The following is a 17,307-nucleotide window of genomic DNA, read 5'->3' as shown; positions in this document are numbered from 1 at the left end:
CTTTTCTTCGACGGTCCCGAAACAACGGCCGGGCCGGGCAGGCCCGGGTCTCGATCCATGACGGAGCGGGACTCGGGACCTGCCCTCAGCCACCCGACGGTGGTCAGCGACCGCCCAGAGCCACGCTGGAGGCACACGCGATCGAGTTGGTCTCGTTGTTCTTCGCGATGCCGAGGCCGAGGAGGGCGCCGACGCCGGCGTTGACGTCGTCGACAGCGACCAGACCCAGCTGCGAGTTGTCCTGGGGGCAGGCCGTCGTCTGCTCGTTGTTGAACTCGAACTCCGGGCCCTCACCGGCGTAGCTGACGCCGGAACCGGCGAACCCGACGGTGCCGAGCATGGCCACGACGACCGCGGCCTTCTGGAACTTGCGCATTACCTCTCCGTTTCTCGAGCGGACACAGTCCGTAGCGGACTGGTCACCGAACGCTGTTAACGTAAGCGACGTTTGCGACTTTTGATAGCCGAAACGCCCAGATGCGCACTTTTTCCGCAAACATGCAGGTCAGAGAGGTGCTCGATGACATCAGACGGGCGAACGGCTCGGTGCGTCCGACTCGCTATCAGGAACAAACACTCATCAAAGAGTGATCTCTGGACATTCCCCGTGACCCAGGTCGCCGTCCCGCGTTGAGCGGGACGTGCGGCGCTAGTCGTGCTGCCGCGCTTAACCAGTCAGTAAGGAGAACGTGATGTCTCACATCGCGAAGGTCGGCGCAATCGCTCTCGGCACCGGTGCCGTTGTTCTGGGCAGTGCCGGTCTGGCCTCGGCCCACTCGGGCGCCGAGGGTGCGGCGGTCCACTCGCCCGGTGTCGTGTCGGGCAACGTGATTCAGGCTCCGATCCACATCCCCGTGAACGTCTGCGGGAACACCGTGAACGTGATCGGCGCCCTGAACCCCGCCTTCGGCAACTACTGCGTCAACAAGTAACGTCGCGGCGGTCCACGATTCCACGGACGCCCGCCGTAGCACCCAGGAGCCCCGGAGGCCGCGAGCCCCGGGGCTCCTGCGCGTTCCCGTTCCGGCGTACGCGTGCGGAACGTCGGCCACGGATGCGCGGGAAAGAAAGCGGCCCCCGGTGCTCAGCACCGGGGGCCGCTTTCTCCTGCGTGGCGTCAGGCGCGCAGTCCCACGTCGCCGCGGACCGGCTTGATCTCGTCCACGAGGCCGGCCGCCTCCTTCGCCGTGCCCATCACCGATTCCTGGTCGGTCTCGAGCGTCTTCGAGTCCTGCAGCGGCATCAGCTCGAAGGGAACCGCGGTGCGCAGGCCCGTGTCGAGGCCGGTGGACGCCAGGTCGGTGGAGTCGGCGTACGCGGGCGCGGCGACACCGGCGGCGATCAGGGACCCGGCAAGGACGGCGGCAGCCTTCAGGGACTTCATCGTGTTCCTTTCTTCGGCAACGCGAGTCGCCGGAGTGGTTCTGTCGCCGTGCACAACGATTCCCGGCCGGAGCGGAAACCGGGAAATCGAAGATTGCCGAGTCCTCATACGAATTCTATGAACTGATGGAGTGTCCGACGCTCCGGTCGTATGTCAGGAATTCGGTGTCAGGAGTGAGGTGAGCGCGGGCAGCAGGCCCGGTGCCGCGGCGGGTTCGGCGGGGGTCGCCGTCCCCGTGGAGGCCGCCGGGGCCGCGGGAGCGGGCAGTGTCGTGACGGTCGGCTCGTCGGTGCCGGCCAGCGCGGCGAGGAGCTCGTCCACCCGCGCCAGCAGCGCGTCGGCCGACGTCAGCGCCGCGTCGACCGACTCGTCGGCCGTGACGCCGTCCGCCGACTCCGTGGTGTCCGTGGTGCTCGTGGCAGCGCTCGCGTCGCCCGTCTCCGTCGTCGCCGTACCGGTGGACTCGGCGGTCCCGGTCGACGCGCTGCCCGCGTCGGCCGTGTCCGACTGCGGCAGCAGCAGGTCCAGGAGTGCGTCCAGGGCCTCCCGTACCTCGCTCAGGTCCTCCGCCGTGGTGCCGTCGGCCTCCTCGGCCGTGGGCAGCAGGACGCCCGTGGCCGGGGTCGTGGCGCCGGGGAGGGCCGGCGCGGCGGGAGCCACGGAGGTGTCGGCGGACGACGGGTCGTCGGCCGCCGCCCCGGTGACCGCCTCCCGTGCCGCCTCCGCGAGCCGCTGGACCTCCGCCAGGGGGAGTTGGGCGGCGGGAGCGGTCAGGACCGCGTGGACCAGGTCGGTGACCGGGGTCAGGTCGGTCCGGGTCGTTCCGGTCTGCGGCAGCCGTGCGACGAGCGATGCCGCCGGGTCCTGTCCGGGGTGGGAGCCGGCCGCGAGGGCGGCCGGGCCTGTGGTGGTGACCAGGAGGGCGGCGCACAGGGCGCCGAGTGCGATGCGCCGGGCCGGCAGAGCGCGCATGGAGAGTCCTTTCGCGGGGCTTCGGATCTTGGACCCACCGTCGAAGCGCCCGCGACGCCCCGCAACCGGGCGTACGCCTTTCGGTCCGGGCCGCCGTCACCCTGCTGCGCGTTCCGGCAGGTGAGCCGGGGTGCGGGGGCACGGGCGCGGCAAACCCGGCTTCACGATTCCAACACACTTGCCACCCTTAGGCGAATTTCACCGTGTTTGTCCGTTTCGTGACTAGAGTTGCGGTGCTCCGACGCACCTTCCTCGGGCGGCCGCATCGCACTCGTCCCCGCTGCCCTGCCGCCGCCATCCTTTTGCGAAAGGCTCCGAACGGTCATGCGCCAAACCCTGGGTCAGCTGCTTCGCCGTGCCACGGTGGGCGTCCTCGCCCTGACCGCGCTCTGGGCGCCCTGCGGCCCCACCGCCGTCGCCGCGACCGCCGCGCCCTCCGCGCCGGCCCCGGAGGCGGAGGTACTTCCCTTCGGCGAGCGCTACCGGGCCCTTCAGCACGGCAACATCGTGCGCGCGGCCAACTCCTCCGCCACCTGCCGGGCCTCGGCGTCCTCCTGCCGCTCGGTGCAGAACGGCACGCGGCCGGGGGTGAACGGCGACTTCGACATGCATTACATCGACGTCGACGACGACCCCAACACGTACAACTCCTCGCAGGGAGAGGTGCGGCTGCCCAAGGGGTCGCGGGTGACCTACGCGCGGCTGTACTGGGGCGGCAACCTGCTCGTGGGCGAGCAGAAGCCGGCCGAGGACAACGAGCGCGTGCTGATCGCCGAACCCGGCGGCAACTACAAGGAGCTGCTCGCCGACACCGTCGTCGGGCACCGCGTGGCGGGCGGCACGGACGCCTTCCAGGCCTCCGCCGACGTGACGCGGCTGGTGCGGGACAGCGGGTCGGGGCTCTACACGGTCGCACAGATCAACGTGGCCGGCGGACGCTCGACGGCCGGCGCCTGGGGCGGCTGGACGCTGGTGGTGGCGTACGAGAACGCCGCCGAGCCGCTGCGGCACCTGTCCGTGTGGGACGGCTTCGCCCCGCTGAGCGGCGACTCCGGCGCGACCTTCGCGCTGCGGAACCTGCCGTACCCGGCCGCCGCCGGGGGCCGGGTGGGCATGGTGGCCTACAACGGCGACCGCGGCACCACCGGCGACTCCCTCGTCCTGGCCGCGGGCGACACCGCCACCGCGCTCGGCAACGGCGCCAACCCGGCCGACGACGTGCTGAACTCCACCATCTCCAACCCGGCGAGCGCGCCCTCCTCGCGCGTGCCCGCGTACGCCAACACCCTCGGCTACGACTCCGACGTGTTCGACCTCGGCGGTCTCCTCACGCGCGCCGGCGACCAGGCGTCCTTCCGCCTCACCGCCCAGCGGGACGCCGCCTGGGCCGGCGTGCTCTTCGCCGCCGTCGACGCCCGGCCGTGACCCCGCCGCCCCACCTTCCGACCACCTGCGTCAGCGAGGAAGCCGTGTCCACGGATCTGACACCGCCCGGCCGCCGGCCGCGGGTCGTGCACCTCACCCAGCCCGTGGACGGAGGCGTCGCCCGGGTCGTGACCGACCTCGTGCGGGCGCAGCTGGCGGACGGCATGGACGTCGCCGCCGTCTGCCCGGACAGCCCACTCGCCGCCGGGCTGCGCTCCCTCGGCGCGCACGTCCGCACCTGGGAGGCGACCCGCTCGCCGGGACCCTCGCTGGTGCGGGAGGTACGGCAACTCGCCGACACCCTCGGGCATCTGCGGCCCGACCTGGTGCACGCGCACAGCGCGAAGGCGGGGCTGGCCGGGCGGCTCGCCGTGCGCGGCCGCATCCCGACCGTGTTCCAGCCGCACGCCTGGTCCTTCGAGGCGGTCGGCGGGAGCACGGCCGCGCTCGCCCTGCGCTGGGAGCGGTGGGCGGCGCGCTGGGCCTCCCGGGTGATCTGCGTGAGCGAGGCGGAGCGGGACACCGGGGTGGACGCCGGGATCCGCGGCCGGTGGACCGTCGTGCCCAACGGCATCGACCCCGAGCGCTTCCGGCCCGCCGACGACACGGGCCGGGTCAGGGCGCGACTGGCCGCCCGGCACGGCATGGACGCGGACGCGCCGCTCGTCGTGTGCGTGGGGCGGCTGTGCCGGCAGAAGGGGCAGGACGTCCTGCTGCGCGCCTGGGACGCCGTACGGCAACGGGTGCCCGGGGCGCGGCTCGTGCTGGTCGGCGACGGTCCCGACGAGGGACGGCTGCGGGCCGGCGCGCCGCGCTCCGTGGTGTTCGCGGGGGCCGTGGCGGACGCGGCGCCCTGGTACCAGGCCGCCGATCTCGTCGTGCTGCCGTCCCGCTGGGAGGGGATGGCGCTGGCCCCGCTGGAGGCGATGGCCTGTGAGCGGCCCGTGGTGGTCACGGACGTCGACGGGGCCCGCGAGAGCCTGCCGCCGTCGCTGGCCGGCCCGTGCCTGGTGCCGCCGGAGGACCCGCGGGCGCTGGCCCGGACCGTGACCGCGCTGCTGCTCGACCCGCCGCTGCGCGCCTCCCTCGGCGACCGGGCCCGCCGCCATGTGCTGTCCCTCCACGACGTGCGGCACACCGCGAGGGCGGTCGCCGGCGTCTACCGCGATCTGCTCGGCACCCGGCCGGCCGGTTCCGGGGCGCACGCGCTCCGGCCGGCCGCCGGCGGCGCCGAGGCCGACCGGACGACACAGCGCGTCGAGCACTCAGAGCACAGGGAGTCCATCCACTCGTGACCGCCGAACGTACCGTGACCTCCCCCGGTGTCGCACCGCGGGAGCACGGATCCTCCCCCGTGTCCGTCATGCCCCCGCGCGGCTCCGGCACCGCTTCCCGGCTGCCCGCCGCCCGGCCGCCCGACCGTCCCGCCTCCCCCGTCCCGCTGCTCCTCGCCGACGGTGCGGCGGCCCTGCTCGCCTGGTGGGCGGCCGCCGGGCACTCCTCGTCGTTCCTCGCCCTGCTGGCCGGGGCGTCGCTGCTGCTGCGTCCGCGCGGCGGGCGGGCGCCGGTGCCCGCGGTGCTGGAGGAACTGCCCGCCGTGTGCGGGCTGGTGGCGGTGGCCTGGCTGGCCGCCGCCGCGCTGTGGGCGGCGCTGCATCCGCGGGACGTGCTGTCCGTGGCCGCCGTGCTGACCGGGTTCGCCGTGCAGGTGACGGCGGCCGGCGGGCTGCGCGCGCTGGTGCACGGGCGGCGGCGCGCCGCGCTGCTGCGCCACCCGCGGGCGGCCCTCGTCGTCGGTCCGGCGGCGACCGCGCAGCGCGTGGCCGCCGCCGTGCTGCGCCATCCGCGGGGCGGGGTGCGGCCGGTGGGGGTCGTCGCCACGCAGGGGGACGGGGCGGAGGGGGGCGTTCCCGTGCTGCGGACCGACCAGGAGGTCGAGCGGGCGGTCATCCAGAACGGGGTGCGGGCGGTGCTCGCCGTCGGACCGTCGGTGCGGACCGAACAGGCGGCGCTCCTGAGGTCGTTGGCCGCGTCGGGGTGCGTGGTGTGGGAGGTCGACGCCGACGTGGCGCCGTACCCGGCGCGGGAGCGGGTGGCCGGGTTCGCCTGCCGGCGGCTGGACCTCGCACCGGTGCGGGCCGGCGGCGCGGGCAAGCGGCTGCTCGACATCCTGGTGTCGGGGGCGCTGCTGCTGGTGGTCAGCCCGCTGCTGCTGGTGTGCGCGGTGACGCTGCGGCTCGCCGACGGGCCCGGGGTGGTGTTCCGTCAGGAGCGCATCGGGCGGGACGGCAGGCCGTTCACGCTGCTGAAGTTCCGCACGCACCGGCCGGTGGACGAGCACGAGTCGGCGACCCGGTGGAGCGTGGCCAACGAGCACGAGATGCGCCGCTTCTGCCGGATGCTGCGCCGCACCTCGCTGGACGAGCTGCTCCAGCTGTGGAACGTGCTGCGCGGCGACATGAGCCTGGTCGGCCCTCGTCCCGAACGGCCCTTCTTCGTCGCCCAGTTCAGCGAGACGTACCCGGGCTACGCGGCCCGGCACCGGATGCGGACCGGCATCACCGGGCTCGCGCAGATCCACGGGCTGCGCGGGGACACCTCGATCGAGGACCGCGCCCGTTTCGACAACGCCTACATCGACGACTGGTCGCTGTGGCAGGACGTCTGCATCCTGCTGCGCACGGCGGCCACGCTGGTCCGTCCGACGGGGAGCTGACGTCAGGTGAGCCACGTCCCCCCGCTGCCTCTGCCCCGCCGGGCGGCCCGGTTCGCGCCGGTGCTGCCCCTGGTGGCGGTGGTCGCGCTGCTGGGCCTGCCGGCGGCGGGTGACGGCGCGCAGCCCGCCGACGCGGTGTCCGCGCTGGTGGTGGGGTACTGCGTGATCGTGCTGCTGCGGGAGCGGCGGCGTCCGCTGTCGCCGCGCGCGGCGGTGCTGCTGGGGCTGCCCGTGGCGGGGCTCGCGGTCGCCGCCATGGGGGCGGCCTCGCCGGCGGCGGGGCTCGGCGGGATGGCCCGCTATCTGCAGGTGTTCGTACTGGTCCCGGCGGCCGTGCTGGTGCTGCTGCGCGGGCGGGCCGACTTCCGTGTGCTGGCCTGGTCGTTCGTGGGTCTCGCGCTGTGGCAGGGGGCCGTCGGCGTGCACCAGTACGTCACCGGGACCGGCGCCTCCTACCAGGGCGAGACGGTCCGCGCGGTGGGCACCTTCGGGGCGCAGGACGTGATGGGCATGGCCACGGCGGTCGCGCTCGGCGTGGTCTGCGCGACCGGTCTCGCGCTGGGCCGCACCCCGTCGTGGCAGCGGGCGGCGGCGGCCGGGTGCGCGGTGGTGCTGCTGGTGCCGCTGGCGGTGTCCTTCAGCCGGGGCGCCTGGATCGCGACCGTCCTGACCTGCGCGGTGCAGCTCACGCTGGCGGGACTGCGGCGGGCACTGAAGGCGGGGGCGGCCGTGGTGGCGGCGGGAGTGATCCTCGTGGGCGGCTTCGGGGTGGGTACGGCGATGCTGCAGGAGCGGATCGACAGCATCACACAGGTCGCCGACGCGCCCGACCAGTCCGTGGTCGACCGGTACACGCTGTGGGCGTCCGCCGTCGGGATGTGGCGCGAACAGCCGCTGACCGGGGTGGGTCTGAAGAACTTCCCCGAGTACCGCGACGGGCACGCCACGCTCGCGCTGTCCTCCGGCAGCGACATCGAGGGCGCCGGCGAGACCTACCACAAGCAGGCGCTGCTCTCCCCGCACAGCATGTACCTGCTGGTGCTCAGCGAGCAGGGGCTGCTCGGCTTCTGCACGCTCGTGGGGAGCTGGCTGGCGCTGCTGGTGTGCGCGGTGCGCGCGCTCGGACGGGCCCGGCGGGACGGGGCCGGCCTCGACTGCGCGCTGATCGCCTGCGGCCTACTGCTGTGGCAGCTCGTCGACTACGTGTACGGCGACATCGGCGGTCCGTCGACCGTCCTGACCGGCGTCGCCCTCGGCCTGACGGCGTGGTGGGGGCTGACGGAACGGGCCGCCGCGGACACGACCCGCCGGGACACGCTTCCCGGCCGGGTGGAAGAGGCGGTGGCCCGATGACGTCCTCCCCCTCCCAGGCCACGGGCACCGCGCCCGGCCCGCGCGCGGAGAGCGTCCCGTCACGGGCGAAGGCCCGCACGGCCGACGCGCCCCGCCCTCGGGGCGACCTCCCCTCCCCCGGTGCGCAGGGCCAGGGCGAGCCGAACCCCTCCCGGCGATTCCTCGCCCGTGCCGCGCTGGTCACCGCCGCGCTGTCCATCGCCGGGTCGCTGCTCGGGCTGGTCCGGGACCAGTCGCTGGCGCGGCTGTTCGGCGCCGGAAGTGACACCGACGCGTTCCTCGTGGCGTGGACCGTGCCGGAGATGGCGGCGACCCTCCTGATCGAGGACGGGCTGGCGATCGCGCTGATCCCGGCGTTCAGCATGGCGCTCGCCCGGCGCGCGCGGGGCGTCCCCGGCGACCCGGTACGCGAGCTGGTGCGGGCCACGCTGCCCCGGCTGTGCCTGGCGTTCGCCGCGGTGGCCGCGCTGGCCGCGGCCGGGGCGCCGTACCTGGTGGCCGTGCTGGCGCCAGGGCTGCCGGACCCGCGGCTCGCCGTGGACTGCACCCGGCTCACCGCGCTCAGCCTGCTGGCTTTCGGGCTCGCCGGGTACTGCAGCGCCGCGCTGCGGGCGCACCGCCGCTTCCTCGCACCGGCCGCGATCTACGTCGCGTACAACACCGGGATCATCGCGACGATGTTCGCCTTCGGCGGCGAGTGGGGGGTGCGGGCGGCGGCGGCCGGGGTCGCGGTGGGCGGCTGTCTGATGGTGGCGGTGCAACTGCCGTCGCTGTGGCGGCAGCTCACCTCCCGTGCGCCCGCGCCGGCCGCCGTCGTCGACGGTCCGGCGGACCAGGAGCGGCCGGTGCGACTGGCGCTGATCGCCGCCGTGCTGCTGTTCGCGCTGTGCCGGCAGTCGCAGGTGCTGGTCGAGCGGTTCCTGGCGTCGTCGCTGCCCGCGGGAGCGATCTCGCACCTCAACTACGCGCAGAAGGTCGCGCAGATCCCGATGACGCTGTCGCTGATGGTGTGCACGGTGACCTTCCCGGTGGTGGCGCGGGCGCTCGCCGACGGGGACACCGCGCGGGCACGGGCCCGGGTGCAGCGGGACCTGCTGCTGGCCTCCTGCGTGGTGCTGCTGGGGATGTGCGCGGTGGTCGCCTGCGCCCCGCAGATGATCGGACTGCTCTTCCAGCGTGGCGCGTTCACCGCGTCCGACACCGCCGCGACGGCGGACGTGATGCGGGTGTACGCGCTCGGGCTGCTCGGCCAGACCCTGGTGGGCGCGCTGGTCCGCTGCTACTTCTCGGCGGGCCGCGCCCGCTGGTACCCGCTGGGCGTGATGGGCGTGGGCATCGTCGCCACGTCCCTGACCGGCGCGCTCGCCGTGGGCCGCTGGGGGGTCGCGGGGATCGCCGCGGCCAACGCCGCCGGCATCACCGTCACCGCCGTCCTGCTGCTGACCGGCCTGCGCGCCGCCCCCTCCGACGACGCGCCGGGCACCCCGGCCGGGGTCACCGTCGGCGTCCGCCGGGTCCTCGCCGACCTGGGCCGGCCCGTCCTCGCCTCCGTCCTGGCCGTCGCCGCCGGGGTGTTCGCCGCCGGCCGCTTCGACGCGCCCGTGACGGCGCTCGCGGCCGGCTGCCTCGCCGTCACCGCCGTCTTCGTCCCGATCGCCCTGTCCGCCCTGGGCGTGGGCGCCGCCACCGTGCGGCGCTGCGTCCGTACCGTCACACGAAGGCTCACACATGGCCGCACCCGTTGAATCCCCGCTCATCGACCGGCACCCGGCGGGGCGCCGCCCGGCGCCCGTCCCCTGGGTGGCGATGTACCACTCGGTGGGCGACTGCTCCGACGACCCGTACCGCGTCACCGTCACGCCCGACCGGCTGGAGCACCAGCTGACCTGGCTGCGCCGGCGCGGGCTGCGGGGCGTGTCCGTGGCGGAGCTGCTGGACGCGCGCGCCCGCGGTGAGGGCGGGGACCTGGTCGGCCTGACCTTCGACGACGGTTACACCGACTTCCTCACCGGCGCCCTGCCGCTGCTGCGGCGGTTCCGGTGCAACGCGACGCTGTTCGTGCTGCCGGGGCGGCTCGGCGGCGACAACGCCTGGGACCCGCTGGGGCCGCGCAAGCCGCTGCTGGACGCGGAGGGCATCCGGCGCGCCGCCGGGGAGGGCGTGGAGATCGGCTCGCACGGGCTGACGCACGTCGACCTGACCCGCGCCGACGACACGGTGCTCGCCGCCGAGGTGACGGAGAGCCGCGCCCGGATCGCCGCGCTCACCGGCGCCGAGGCGGACGGCTTCTGCTACCCGTACGGGACGGTCGACGCGCGGGCCGTGGAGGCCGTGCGGAAGGCCGGTTACCGGTACGCCTGCGCCATCGACCCGGGCCCGCTGACCGGCCCGTACGCCCTGCCGCGGGCGCACGTCGGGCAGAACGACACGGCGTGGCGGCTGCACCTGAAGCTGCGGCTGCACCGCTGGCGCCGCCGTCCGGTGGAGGGCGTGTGAGATGAGGGCGCTGCACATCATCACCGGGCTCGGCGTGGGCGGTGCCGAACAGCAGCTGCGGCTGCTGCTGCGTCATCTGCCCGTCGACTGCGACGTGGTGACGCTCACCAACCCGGGCCCGGTCGCCGAGGGCCTGCGCGCCGACGGGGTGCGGGTCCTGCACCTGGGCATGGCGGGCAACCGTGACGTGGGCGTGCTGCCGCGCCTGGTCCGGGTGATCCGCTCCGGCGGCTACGACCTGGTCCACACCCACCTCTACCGGGCCTGCGTGTACGGCCGCCTCGCCGCGCGCGTGGCGGGGGTGCGGGCGGTCGTGGCGACCGAGCACTCGCTGGGCGACTCCCAGATGGAGGGCCGCGCGCTCACGCAGGGCGTGCGGGCGCTGTACCTGGCGAGCGAACGGCTCGGCTCGGCGACGGTCGCCGTCTCCCCGACGGTGGCGGACCGGCTGAAGCGGTGGGGGGTGCCCGCGCCCCGGATCGAGGTCGTGCCGAACGGCATCGAACTGGACCGCTTCCGCTTCGACCCGGAGCGGCGGGAGCGCACCCGCAGGCGGCTCGGGCTGCCCGAGGGCGCGTTCGTCGTCGGCGGGGTGGGCCGGCTCGCCCCCGGCAAGCGGTTCGAGGTGCTGGTGCGGGCGCTGGCGCGGCTCCCGGAGGACTGCTGGCTGCTGCTGGTGGGCGGCGGCCCCGAGGAGCACCTGCTGCGCCGCACCGCCCACGAGGCCGGGGTGTCCGGGCGGGTGCTGCTCACCGGGGAGCGGCCGGCCGTACCCGACGGCTCCCCCGGCCCCGACCTGCCCTCGCTCACCTCGGCGATGGACGTGTTCGCCTCCCCGTCCACGGAGGAGGCGTTCGGTCTGGCGGCGGTGGAGGCCCTGGCCGCCGGGCTGCCCGTGCTGCACGGGTCGTGCCCGGCGATCGAGGACCTGCCGCCGGACGCCTCGGCCGGCGCGCGGCGGGTGCGCGGCGGCCCGGAGGAGTACGCCCGCGCGATCGCCGAGGTCCGCGCGGCGGGCCCGGCGCCGCGCACCGCCGCCGAGGCCGCCCGCCACTACAGCATCACCCGCAGCTCGGCCCGCCTCATGGACGTGTACGCGGCCGCCGTGGCCGGCCCGTCCCCGTCCCTCCACGTCAAGGAAGCACCGTCCTCATGACCGACACCCCGACCCGTCTGCGTCTTCCGTCCCTGGACCGTGTCAGAAGACTGCCCGCCTGGTCCGCGCTGGTGGCGGGCACGCTGCTCGGCGGTCTGTCCGGCGGCGCGTACGGCCTGCTCACCCCGGCCGAGTACACGGCGACGAGTTACGTCGTCGCCGTCCCCACCGACCAGGCGGGCCCGGAGTCCGCGCGCGGTTTCGCGCAGGCGTACGGGCGGGTGGCCACCCAGCTCGCGGTGCTCGGGGACGCGCAGGTGTGGGCCGGCGTGCCGGTGCGCACCCTGCGGGACAGCGTGCGCACGGCGACCTCGCCGGACGCGCCGATGGTGTCCGTCACGGCCGTCTCCGAGCGTCCCGGTACGGCGGTCGACATGGCGAACGCGGTGGCGCGGGCGCTGACCCGGCACGCGGAGGACACCAAGGACAGCACCCGGGTGCGGCTGGTGCAGTTCTCCCGCGCGGTGAAGCCGTCCGCGCCCGCGGGCGCGTCGCCCGCGGTGACCGCCCTGGTCGGTGCGAGCGCGGGCGGGCTGCTGGGCGGTCTGGCGCTGCTGGCCCGGCCCCGCCGCGGCGGCCGCGACGGGGAGCCGGCGCCCAGCGCCTCCGTGCCCGGTCCGGCCTCCGCCGCCGACGTGCCGCGGTGACGGCGGTGGGCCGGGCCGGGTCGGCCCCGGCGTCACCCGGAACGCGACCACCAGTCGAGGCGCAGGCACAGCTTGCCGCCGAGCCAGTGCTCCACCCAGCGTCCGAGGTCCAGCGGCGCGCAGTGGTCCGGCAGCTCCGGTCCCGCGGGCGGCTCGGTGGGCGTCGGTGTCTGCGGGTCCTCGGGGGTGCGGCCCCAGAGGGCGTTGCGGAAGACGCGGGAGGCGTCCGGGTTGTCGTCGCACTGCCAGACGCCGTGCGGGCAGTAGTCGGTCAGCGTGTGGTAGAGCGGCCGGTGCTGCTGCATCCAGGCGAGCATGCGGCGCATGTACTCGGGGTTGTCGCCGTTGCGGAAAAGCCCCCACTCCGGATAGGCGATGGGCTTTCCGTGCGCCTTGGCGAAATCGACGTGCGCCTGAAGTCCGTACGGTTCCTTCACCTGTTCGTCGAAGGACATTCCGCGCGGCTGGTCGTAGGAGTCCATTCCGATGATGTCGACGGTGTCGTCGCCGGGATAGCACTCGGTCCACGGCACGGCGTCGCGGCCCCGGTTGGGCGTGAACTCGAACCGGAATTGCTGGCCGGGGACGGATCGCATCGTGGTGACGATGCGGTTCCAGTACTTCTTCCAGTTCTCCGGGTCGGGTCCGCAGCGGTGGGTGTAGGTGATGCCGTTCATCTCCCAGCCGAGGACCAGGACGGTGTCGGGGATCTTCAGCTCGACGAGCCGCTCGGCGAGGGTGCGGAAGTGGCGGTCGAACTCGCCGGCCGCGCCGCGCCGCAGCAGCTCGCGGACCTCCCCGTCGGGCACGCCCGCCTCGTTGCGCTCCTGGAGCGGGACGTTGAGGACGAGCATCCGTTTGTCGTCGGCGTTGCGCCAGCGCGCCCACGCCTCGAGGAAGCCGACGTCGCCCTCGATGTCCTTCCAGTGGTTGCCGGGCAGGTAGGTGTGGCCGACGCGCAGTTCGGCGCCGCCGAGCCAGCGGCTGAGCTGCTCCATCCGCTCCACGCCGCGCGCGTCGGAGGCCAGGAAGGCGCCGAACGGCGGCACGCCCTTCACCGGGGTGGGCACGGACGGCGGCCGCGGCTCCGGGACGGACGGAAGCTCGGGCACGGACACGGCGGGGATGTCGATGTCGGGTGTGGGGAAGGCCGACGCGGCGGGTTCGGCGCCCGGCGCGGGCTGGGCTCCCGCGGCGGGTGTGGGGCGCTCGGTGGGGCCCGGCAGCGCGGCCCTCGCGTCGTCCATGGGCGCCGCGCCGGCCACGGGGCCCGCCGCCAGGGCGGCCGACACGGCGACCGCCGCCGCGCCCACGGCCAGGGCGCGGGCCCGGACCCGCCTGTGCTGTGGGGCCATTGGCTGCTCCTCTTCTCGCTCGCGTCCGCCTGCTGCCTGATGCCTCGCTGTTGACGAACAGTCATATGAAGTCAGCCATACGAAATACGACAGTGCCACTGTCACTGCGGCTTTCGAGTGCCGTTCTCGCCCGTGTGGGTGAGAGGCCGCCAGAAGAAAGTGAGAATGCGTGTCCCTGCTTGACACCCGGGTTCCCGCGGTCGTGCTGCGGATCGACCGGAATCCCTTTCACCACGGCACCCTGGGCGCCGTCCGGTCGCTCGGCCGGGCGGGGGTGGACGTGCATGTCGTCGCCGACTGCGCGGGAAGTCCCGTGGCCCGTTCGCGCTTTGTGCGCCGGCTGCACGCCCCGCCGTCCCCGGACGCGTCCGCGGACGAGGTCCTCGCCGTGCTGCGCCGGGTCGCCGCCCAGGTGGGGCGTCCGGCGGTGCTGGTGCCGATGGACGACGCCACCGCGATCGCGACGGCCCGGCTGCGCGAGGAGCTCACCGGCTCCTACCTGCTGCCGGTGATGCCGTCCGCGCTGCCCGAACGCGTCGCGGACAAGGCCGAACTGGCCGCCGTGTGCGCCTCGGCGGGCCTGCCGCACCCGCGCACGGAGGTCCCGGACACCCCGGCGCGGGCCGCCGAGGACGCGCTGCGGCTCGGGCTGCCGGTGGTCGCCAAGTGGAGCCGCCCCTGGCTGCTCCCGGCGGGCTCCGGGCTGCGCAGCACCCAGGTGCTGAACACCGCCCGGGAGGCGCGTGAGCTGCACGCGCGCACCGCGGAGGCGGGCAGTCCGCTGCTGCTCCAGGCGTTTCTGCCGCCCGGCGCCGACCGGGACTGGTTCTTCCACGGTTACGCCGACCGCACGGGCACCGTGCGGGCGGGCGGGCCGGGCCGCAAGCACCTGTCCTGGCCGCGCGGCGCGGGACTGACCGCGGTGGGCCGCTGGACGCCCAACTCGGAGGTGACCGCGCTGGCCGAGCGCGTCACCGGCGAGCTGGGCTACCGCGGGATCCTCGACCTGGACTTCCGCCGCTGCGGCGCCACCGGCCGCTACCACCTCCTCGACTTCAACCCGCGCCCCGGCGCCCAGTTCCGGCTGTTCACCGACAGCGCCGGCCTGGACGTCGTACGGGCGCTGCACGCGGACCTGACGGGGCGTCCGCTGCCGGACGGGGATCCGGTGACCGGCAGGGCGTTCGTGGTGGAGAACTACGCGCCCCTGGCCGCGCTGCGTCCCGCGCCCGGCGGGCGCGAACTGGCCTGGTGGGCGGGCGACGACCGCGTTCCGGGCCTCGCGATGTGGGCCCTGTGGGCCCGTCATGTGTCCGGCCGGCTGCGCCGGCGGCTGGGCGCCGCGGCCGAGGTGCCGGCGCAGCGCCCGGCGCCCCGGGCGGTCACGCCCTCCCTGACGACCGACAACGAGAAAGCGAGCAGCTGATGATGTACGACCTTCTGGTGGTGGGCGCGGGTCCGTACGGTCTGTCGATCGCGTCGCACGCGGCGGCCGCCGGACTGAACCTGCGTGTCTTCGGCCGGCCGATGGCGTCCTGGCGGGACCACATGCCGGCCGGGATGTTCCTGAAGTCGGAGCCGTGGGCGTCCAACCTGTCCGACCCGGCGGGACGCTGGCGGCTCGACGCGTACTGCACCGAGCGGGGCCTGACCGCCCGTCACGCGCACCCGATCCCGGTGGAGGACTTCGCCTCGTACGGGCTGTGGTTCGCGCGCAACGCCGTGCCCGAGGTGGACGAGCGGATGATCGCGCGGGTGTCGTCGGGTCCCGAGGGCTTCAGCGCGGTCGCCGAGGACGGGGAGGTGCTGCACGCGCGGACGGTGGCGCTCGCGGTCGGCGTGATGCCGTTCATCGAGGTGCCGTCGGCGCTGCGCGGGCTGCACCCGACGCTGGTCACGCACAGCAGCCACCACAGCGACCTGGGCCCCTTCCAGGGCAAGGACGTCACCGTGATCGGCGGGGGGCAGGCGGCGCTGGAGACGGCGGCGCTGCTCGCCGAGCAGGGCACGCGGGTGCGGGTGCTGGCGCGGGCGGAGCGGCTGCGCTGGAACGACGTGCCGCCGCCGTGGGAGCGCCCGTGGTGGCAGTCGCTGCGCTCGCCGCACAGCGGTCTGGGTCCGGGCTGGCGGAACTGGTTCTACTCGGAGCGGCCGGGGCTTTTCCGGCGGCTGCCGGAGGCGAACCGGACGCGGATCGCGGCGACGGCGCTGGGGCCCGCGGGCGCCTGGTGGGTGCGGGAGCGGGTGGAGCGCGGGGTGGACCTGCTGCCGGGGCACGAGGTGACGGCGGCGGCCGCGGTGCCGGGCGGACTGCGGCTGGAGCTGGCCGACCTGTCGGGCGCGCGGCGCACGATGGAGACGGAGCACGTCATCGCCGCCACCGGGTTCAAGGCGCACCGTGACCGGCTGGGGCTGCTGTCGACGGAGCTGCGCGGTGCGATGACGGCGCTGCCCGACGGTTCGCCCGTGCTGGACCGGGGCTTCGAGTCGTCCTACCCCGGGCTGTTCCTGGCGGGTCTGGTGACGGCGTCCGGGTTCGGTCCGGCGATGCGGTTCGTGCACGGCGCGACGTTCACGGCGTCGACGCTGGTGCAGGGGGTGCGCAGGCGGCTGCGCGCGGCCCCGGTGCGCGGGAGCGTGCCGGTGCCGGCGGGCGCGGGCCGCGGCGGCACGCCGGCTCCGGTGCGCGGCTGACGGCGGCCCACGACGAAGCGTCCCCCGGACCGGGTGGTCCGGGGGACGCTTCGTGCCGGGGGCGCGGGCTCCGGGTGAGGTGGGCCCGGTGTCCGCGGGACCGTCAGCGGCGGGCGCCGACGCGGCCGCGGCGGTACAGCATGGCCCCGCCGGTGAGCAGCACGGCGCCGGCGGCGGAGGCGGCCATCAGGCCGTCGGTGCCGGTCTCGGCGAGGTGCGGCGGACCGTCCGGGGTGTGGACGGCGGGCGGCTCGACCGGGGTCGGCGGCGTCTTGACCGTGGGCGGCTCGGGCTTGTCCTTCTCGGGCGTCTTCTCCGGCTCCTTCTCCTCGTGGCCGGACTCGTTGACGCAGGTGTTGTCGCTCGCCTCGTTGAACAGCCCCACGAGGTTGACGCTGTTGCCGCAGGCGTTCACCGGCACGTGGACCGGCGCCTGGATGAGGTTGCCGGACAGCAGGCCGGGCGAGCCCTTGGCGGCGCCGACCGCGTGGGCCCCGCCGCTCTCGGAGTGCGAGGCGCCCGAGGAGGCCTCGTGGTGGGAGTGGGCCGAGCGGTCCGAGGACTTCTTCTCGCCGTGCGAGCCCCCGGAGACGTTGGCGCAGGTGTTGTCGGAGGCGCTGTTGAAGCCGCCGCCGACGGTGACGTCGTTGCCGCACGCGTTCACGGGGACGTGGACGGGCGCCTGCACGTTGTTCCCGGAGAGCACGCCGGGCGAGTCCTCGGCGCCGCCGACCGCGGTGGCGCCGCCGGCCTTCTCACCGTGGCCGCCGGACTCGTTGACGCACGTGTTGTCGGACGCGCTGTTGAAGGCGCCCACGCCGGTGGCGGTGTTGCCGCACGCGTTCACCGGCACGTGGACCGGCGCCTGCACGTTGTTCCCGGACAGCACACCGGGAGAATCCTCGGCACCGCCCCCCGCGAACGAGTCGGCGAGGGCGGGGGTTCCGTACAGGGACAGAATGCCCGTGGCGGCAGCGGCCGCCGCGAACACTCCCCTGCTCAGGGTCTGTCGCAATGTGGTTGTCTTCCTGCTTGAAGATTGGGAGGCCGGCCCCGGCATGGAGAGAGGCGGCCGAGGCCGCGCGTCACGGCTCCGGCTGCCCTGTGGC

16 protein-coding genes are annotated in these 17,307 nt (G+C 74.9%); 11 read left to right on the top strand and 5 right to left on the bottom strand.

Going from position 1 to position 17,307, the window contains the following annotated elements; genetic code table 11:
- Nucleotides 1-103 precede the first annotated feature (103 nt).
- Entirely contained in the window at nucleotides 104-376 is a 273-nt protein-coding gene (locus ACQZOG_RS05270) for a hypothetical protein (protein WP_033274637.1), read from the bottom strand.
- A gap of 316 nt (nucleotides 377-692) precedes the next feature.
- On the opposite strand from ACQZOG_RS05270, the gene ACQZOG_RS05265 reads away from it, so the two are divergent.
- Nucleotides 693-932, top strand: coding sequence for a chaplin (locus ACQZOG_RS05265; protein ID WP_033274638.1), 240 nt, complete (start codon nucleotides 693-695; stop codon nucleotides 930-932).
- A 185-nt stretch (nucleotides 933-1,117) separates the two neighbouring features.
- Here ACQZOG_RS05265 and ACQZOG_RS05260 read toward each other — a convergent pair whose 3' ends face one another.
- Both ACQZOG_RS05260 and ACQZOG_RS05255 read right to left on the bottom strand, forming a co-directional pair.
- Nucleotides 1,118-1,384 carry a hypothetical protein gene (locus ACQZOG_RS05260; protein ID WP_037639595.1) on the bottom strand — a complete coding sequence of 89 codons (267 nt, stop codon included), beginning with the start codon at nucleotides 1,382-1,384 and terminating at the stop codon, nucleotides 1,118-1,120.
- A gap of 153 nt (nucleotides 1,385-1,537) precedes the next feature.
- A complete protein-coding gene (locus tag ACQZOG_RS05255; protein WP_203550802.1) occupies nucleotides 1,538-2,356 on the bottom strand; it encodes a hypothetical protein in 819 nt (272 codons plus the stop codon).
- Between the two features lie 324 nt (nucleotides 2,357-2,680).
- Between ACQZOG_RS05255 and ACQZOG_RS05250 the strand changes: the two genes are divergently transcribed.
- From ACQZOG_RS05250 to ACQZOG_RS05215, 8 genes are read left to right on the top strand one after another with little or no spacing between them, the layout of a single operon-like run.
- Nucleotides 2,681-3,781: a hypothetical protein gene (locus ACQZOG_RS05250; protein WP_033274640.1), complete on the top strand. Its 1,101-nt coding sequence runs from the start codon at nucleotides 2,681-2,683 to the stop codon at nucleotides 3,779-3,781.
- 44 nt (nucleotides 3,782-3,825) lie between these two features.
- The gene (locus ACQZOG_RS05245) at nucleotides 3,826-5,076 is read left to right on the top strand and encodes a glycosyltransferase family 4 protein (protein ID WP_033274641.1); all 1,251 of its coding nucleotides are present in this window, start codon (nucleotides 3,826-3,828) and stop codon (nucleotides 5,074-5,076) included.
- Entirely contained in the window at nucleotides 5,073-6,497 is a 1,425-nt protein-coding gene (locus ACQZOG_RS05240; RefSeq protein WP_359596596.1) for an exopolysaccharide biosynthesis polyprenyl glycosylphosphotransferase, read from the top strand. Before ACQZOG_RS05245 ends, ACQZOG_RS05240 begins: the two co-directional genes overlap by 4 nt.
- Before the next feature lie 6 nt (nucleotides 6,498-6,503).
- The gene (locus ACQZOG_RS05235; RefSeq protein WP_430741323.1) at nucleotides 6,504-7,850 is read left to right on the top strand and encodes an O-antigen ligase family protein; all 1,347 of its coding nucleotides are present in this window, start codon (nucleotides 6,504-6,506) and stop codon (nucleotides 7,848-7,850) included.
- On the top strand, nucleotides 7,847-9,595 hold the full coding sequence (gene murJ / locus ACQZOG_RS05230; protein ID WP_430741322.1) for a murein biosynthesis integral membrane protein MurJ: 1,749 nt from the start codon (nucleotides 7,847-7,849) through the stop codon (nucleotides 9,593-9,595). Before ACQZOG_RS05235 ends, murJ begins: the two co-directional genes overlap by 4 nt.
- A complete protein-coding gene (locus ACQZOG_RS05225; RefSeq protein ID WP_430741321.1) occupies nucleotides 9,579-10,346 on the top strand; it encodes a polysaccharide deacetylase family protein in 768 nt (255 codons plus the stop codon). The genes murJ and ACQZOG_RS05225 overlap by 17 nt, the downstream gene beginning before the upstream one ends.
- A gap of 1 nt (nucleotide 10,347) precedes the next feature.
- Nucleotides 10,348-11,502 carry a glycosyltransferase gene (locus tag ACQZOG_RS05220; protein ID WP_401455297.1) on the top strand — a complete coding sequence of 385 codons (1,155 nt, stop codon included), beginning with the start codon at nucleotides 10,348-10,350 and terminating at the stop codon, nucleotides 11,500-11,502.
- Nucleotides 11,499-12,149 carry a hypothetical protein gene (locus ACQZOG_RS05215; protein ID WP_037639609.1) on the top strand — a complete coding sequence of 217 codons (651 nt, stop codon included), beginning with the start codon at nucleotides 11,499-11,501 and terminating at the stop codon, nucleotides 12,147-12,149. Before ACQZOG_RS05220 ends, ACQZOG_RS05215 begins: the two co-directional genes overlap by 4 nt.
- A gap of 32 nt (nucleotides 12,150-12,181) precedes the next feature.
- Here ACQZOG_RS05215 and ACQZOG_RS05210 read toward each other — a convergent pair whose 3' ends face one another.
- Entirely contained in the window at nucleotides 12,182-13,504 is a 1,323-nt protein-coding gene (locus ACQZOG_RS05210) for a glycoside hydrolase family 26 protein (RefSeq protein WP_193455267.1), read from the bottom strand.
- A gap of 169 nt (nucleotides 13,505-13,673) precedes the next feature.
- Between ACQZOG_RS05210 and ACQZOG_RS05205 the strand changes: the two genes are divergently transcribed.
- Nucleotides 13,674-14,930 (top strand): ATP-grasp domain-containing protein, encoded by a 1,257-nt coding sequence (locus tag ACQZOG_RS05205; RefSeq protein WP_382001915.1) that lies wholly within the window; start codon nucleotides 13,674-13,676, stop codon nucleotides 14,928-14,930.
- A gap of 2 nt (nucleotides 14,931-14,932) precedes the next feature.
- Nucleotides 14,933-16,198: an NAD(P)-binding domain-containing protein gene (locus ACQZOG_RS05200; protein WP_033274765.1), complete on the top strand. Its 1,266-nt coding sequence runs from the start codon at nucleotides 14,933-14,935 to the stop codon at nucleotides 16,196-16,198.
- Between the two features lie 103 nt (nucleotides 16,199-16,301).
- Here the strand turns inward: ACQZOG_RS05200 and ACQZOG_RS05195 are convergent, their stop codons facing one another.
- Nucleotides 16,302-17,213 carry a chaplin gene (locus ACQZOG_RS05195; RefSeq protein ID WP_354794460.1) on the bottom strand — a complete coding sequence of 304 codons (912 nt, stop codon included), beginning with the start codon at nucleotides 17,211-17,213 and terminating at the stop codon, nucleotides 16,302-16,304.
- Between the last annotated feature and the right edge of the window lie 94 nt (nucleotides 17,214-17,307).

This window comes from Streptomyces sp. P13-3-3 (assembly GCF_050571355.1).
Taxonomy (GTDB): Bacteria; Actinomycetota; Actinomycetes; order Streptomycetales; family Streptomycetaceae; genus Streptomyces; species Streptomyces althioticus.
Note: the sequence above shows the minus strand (reverse complement) of the source record. Positions and strands in the feature narration are given on the sequence as shown.

Coding starts and splice junctions, on each gene's coding strand:
- ACQZOG_RS05220 (WP_401455297.1), top strand. CDS start 10,348: ATGAGGGCGCTGCACATCATCACCGGGCTCGGCGTGGGCGGTGCCGAA.
- murJ (WP_430741322.1), top strand. CDS start 7,847: ATGACGTCCTCCCCCTCCCAGGCCACGGGCACCGCGCCCGGCCCGCGC.
- ACQZOG_RS05260 (WP_037639595.1), bottom strand. CDS start 1,384: ATGAAGTCCCTGAAGGCTGCCGCCGTCCTTGCCGGGTCCCTGATCGCC.
- ACQZOG_RS05265 (WP_033274638.1), top strand. CDS start 693: ATGTCTCACATCGCGAAGGTCGGCGCAATCGCTCTCGGCACCGGTGCC.
- ACQZOG_RS05215 (WP_037639609.1), top strand. CDS start 11,499: ATGACCGACACCCCGACCCGTCTGCGTCTTCCGTCCCTGGACCGTGTC.
- ACQZOG_RS05200 (WP_033274765.1), top strand. CDS start 14,933: ATGTACGACCTTCTGGTGGTGGGCGCGGGTCCGTACGGTCTGTCGATC.
- ACQZOG_RS05270 (WP_033274637.1), bottom strand. CDS start 376: ATGCGCAAGTTCCAGAAGGCCGCGGTCGTCGTGGCCATGCTCGGCACC.
- ACQZOG_RS05250 (WP_033274640.1), top strand. CDS start 2,681: ATGCGCCAAACCCTGGGTCAGCTGCTTCGCCGTGCCACGGTGGGCGTC.
- ACQZOG_RS05225 (WP_430741321.1), top strand. CDS start 9,579: ATGGCCGCACCCGTTGAATCCCCGCTCATCGACCGGCACCCGGCGGGG.
- ACQZOG_RS05255 (WP_203550802.1), bottom strand. CDS start 2,356: ATGCGCGCTCTGCCGGCCCGGCGCATCGCACTCGGCGCCCTGTGCGCC.
- ACQZOG_RS05210 (WP_193455267.1), bottom strand. CDS start 13,504: ATGGCCCCACAGCACAGGCGGGTCCGGGCCCGCGCCCTGGCCGTGGGC.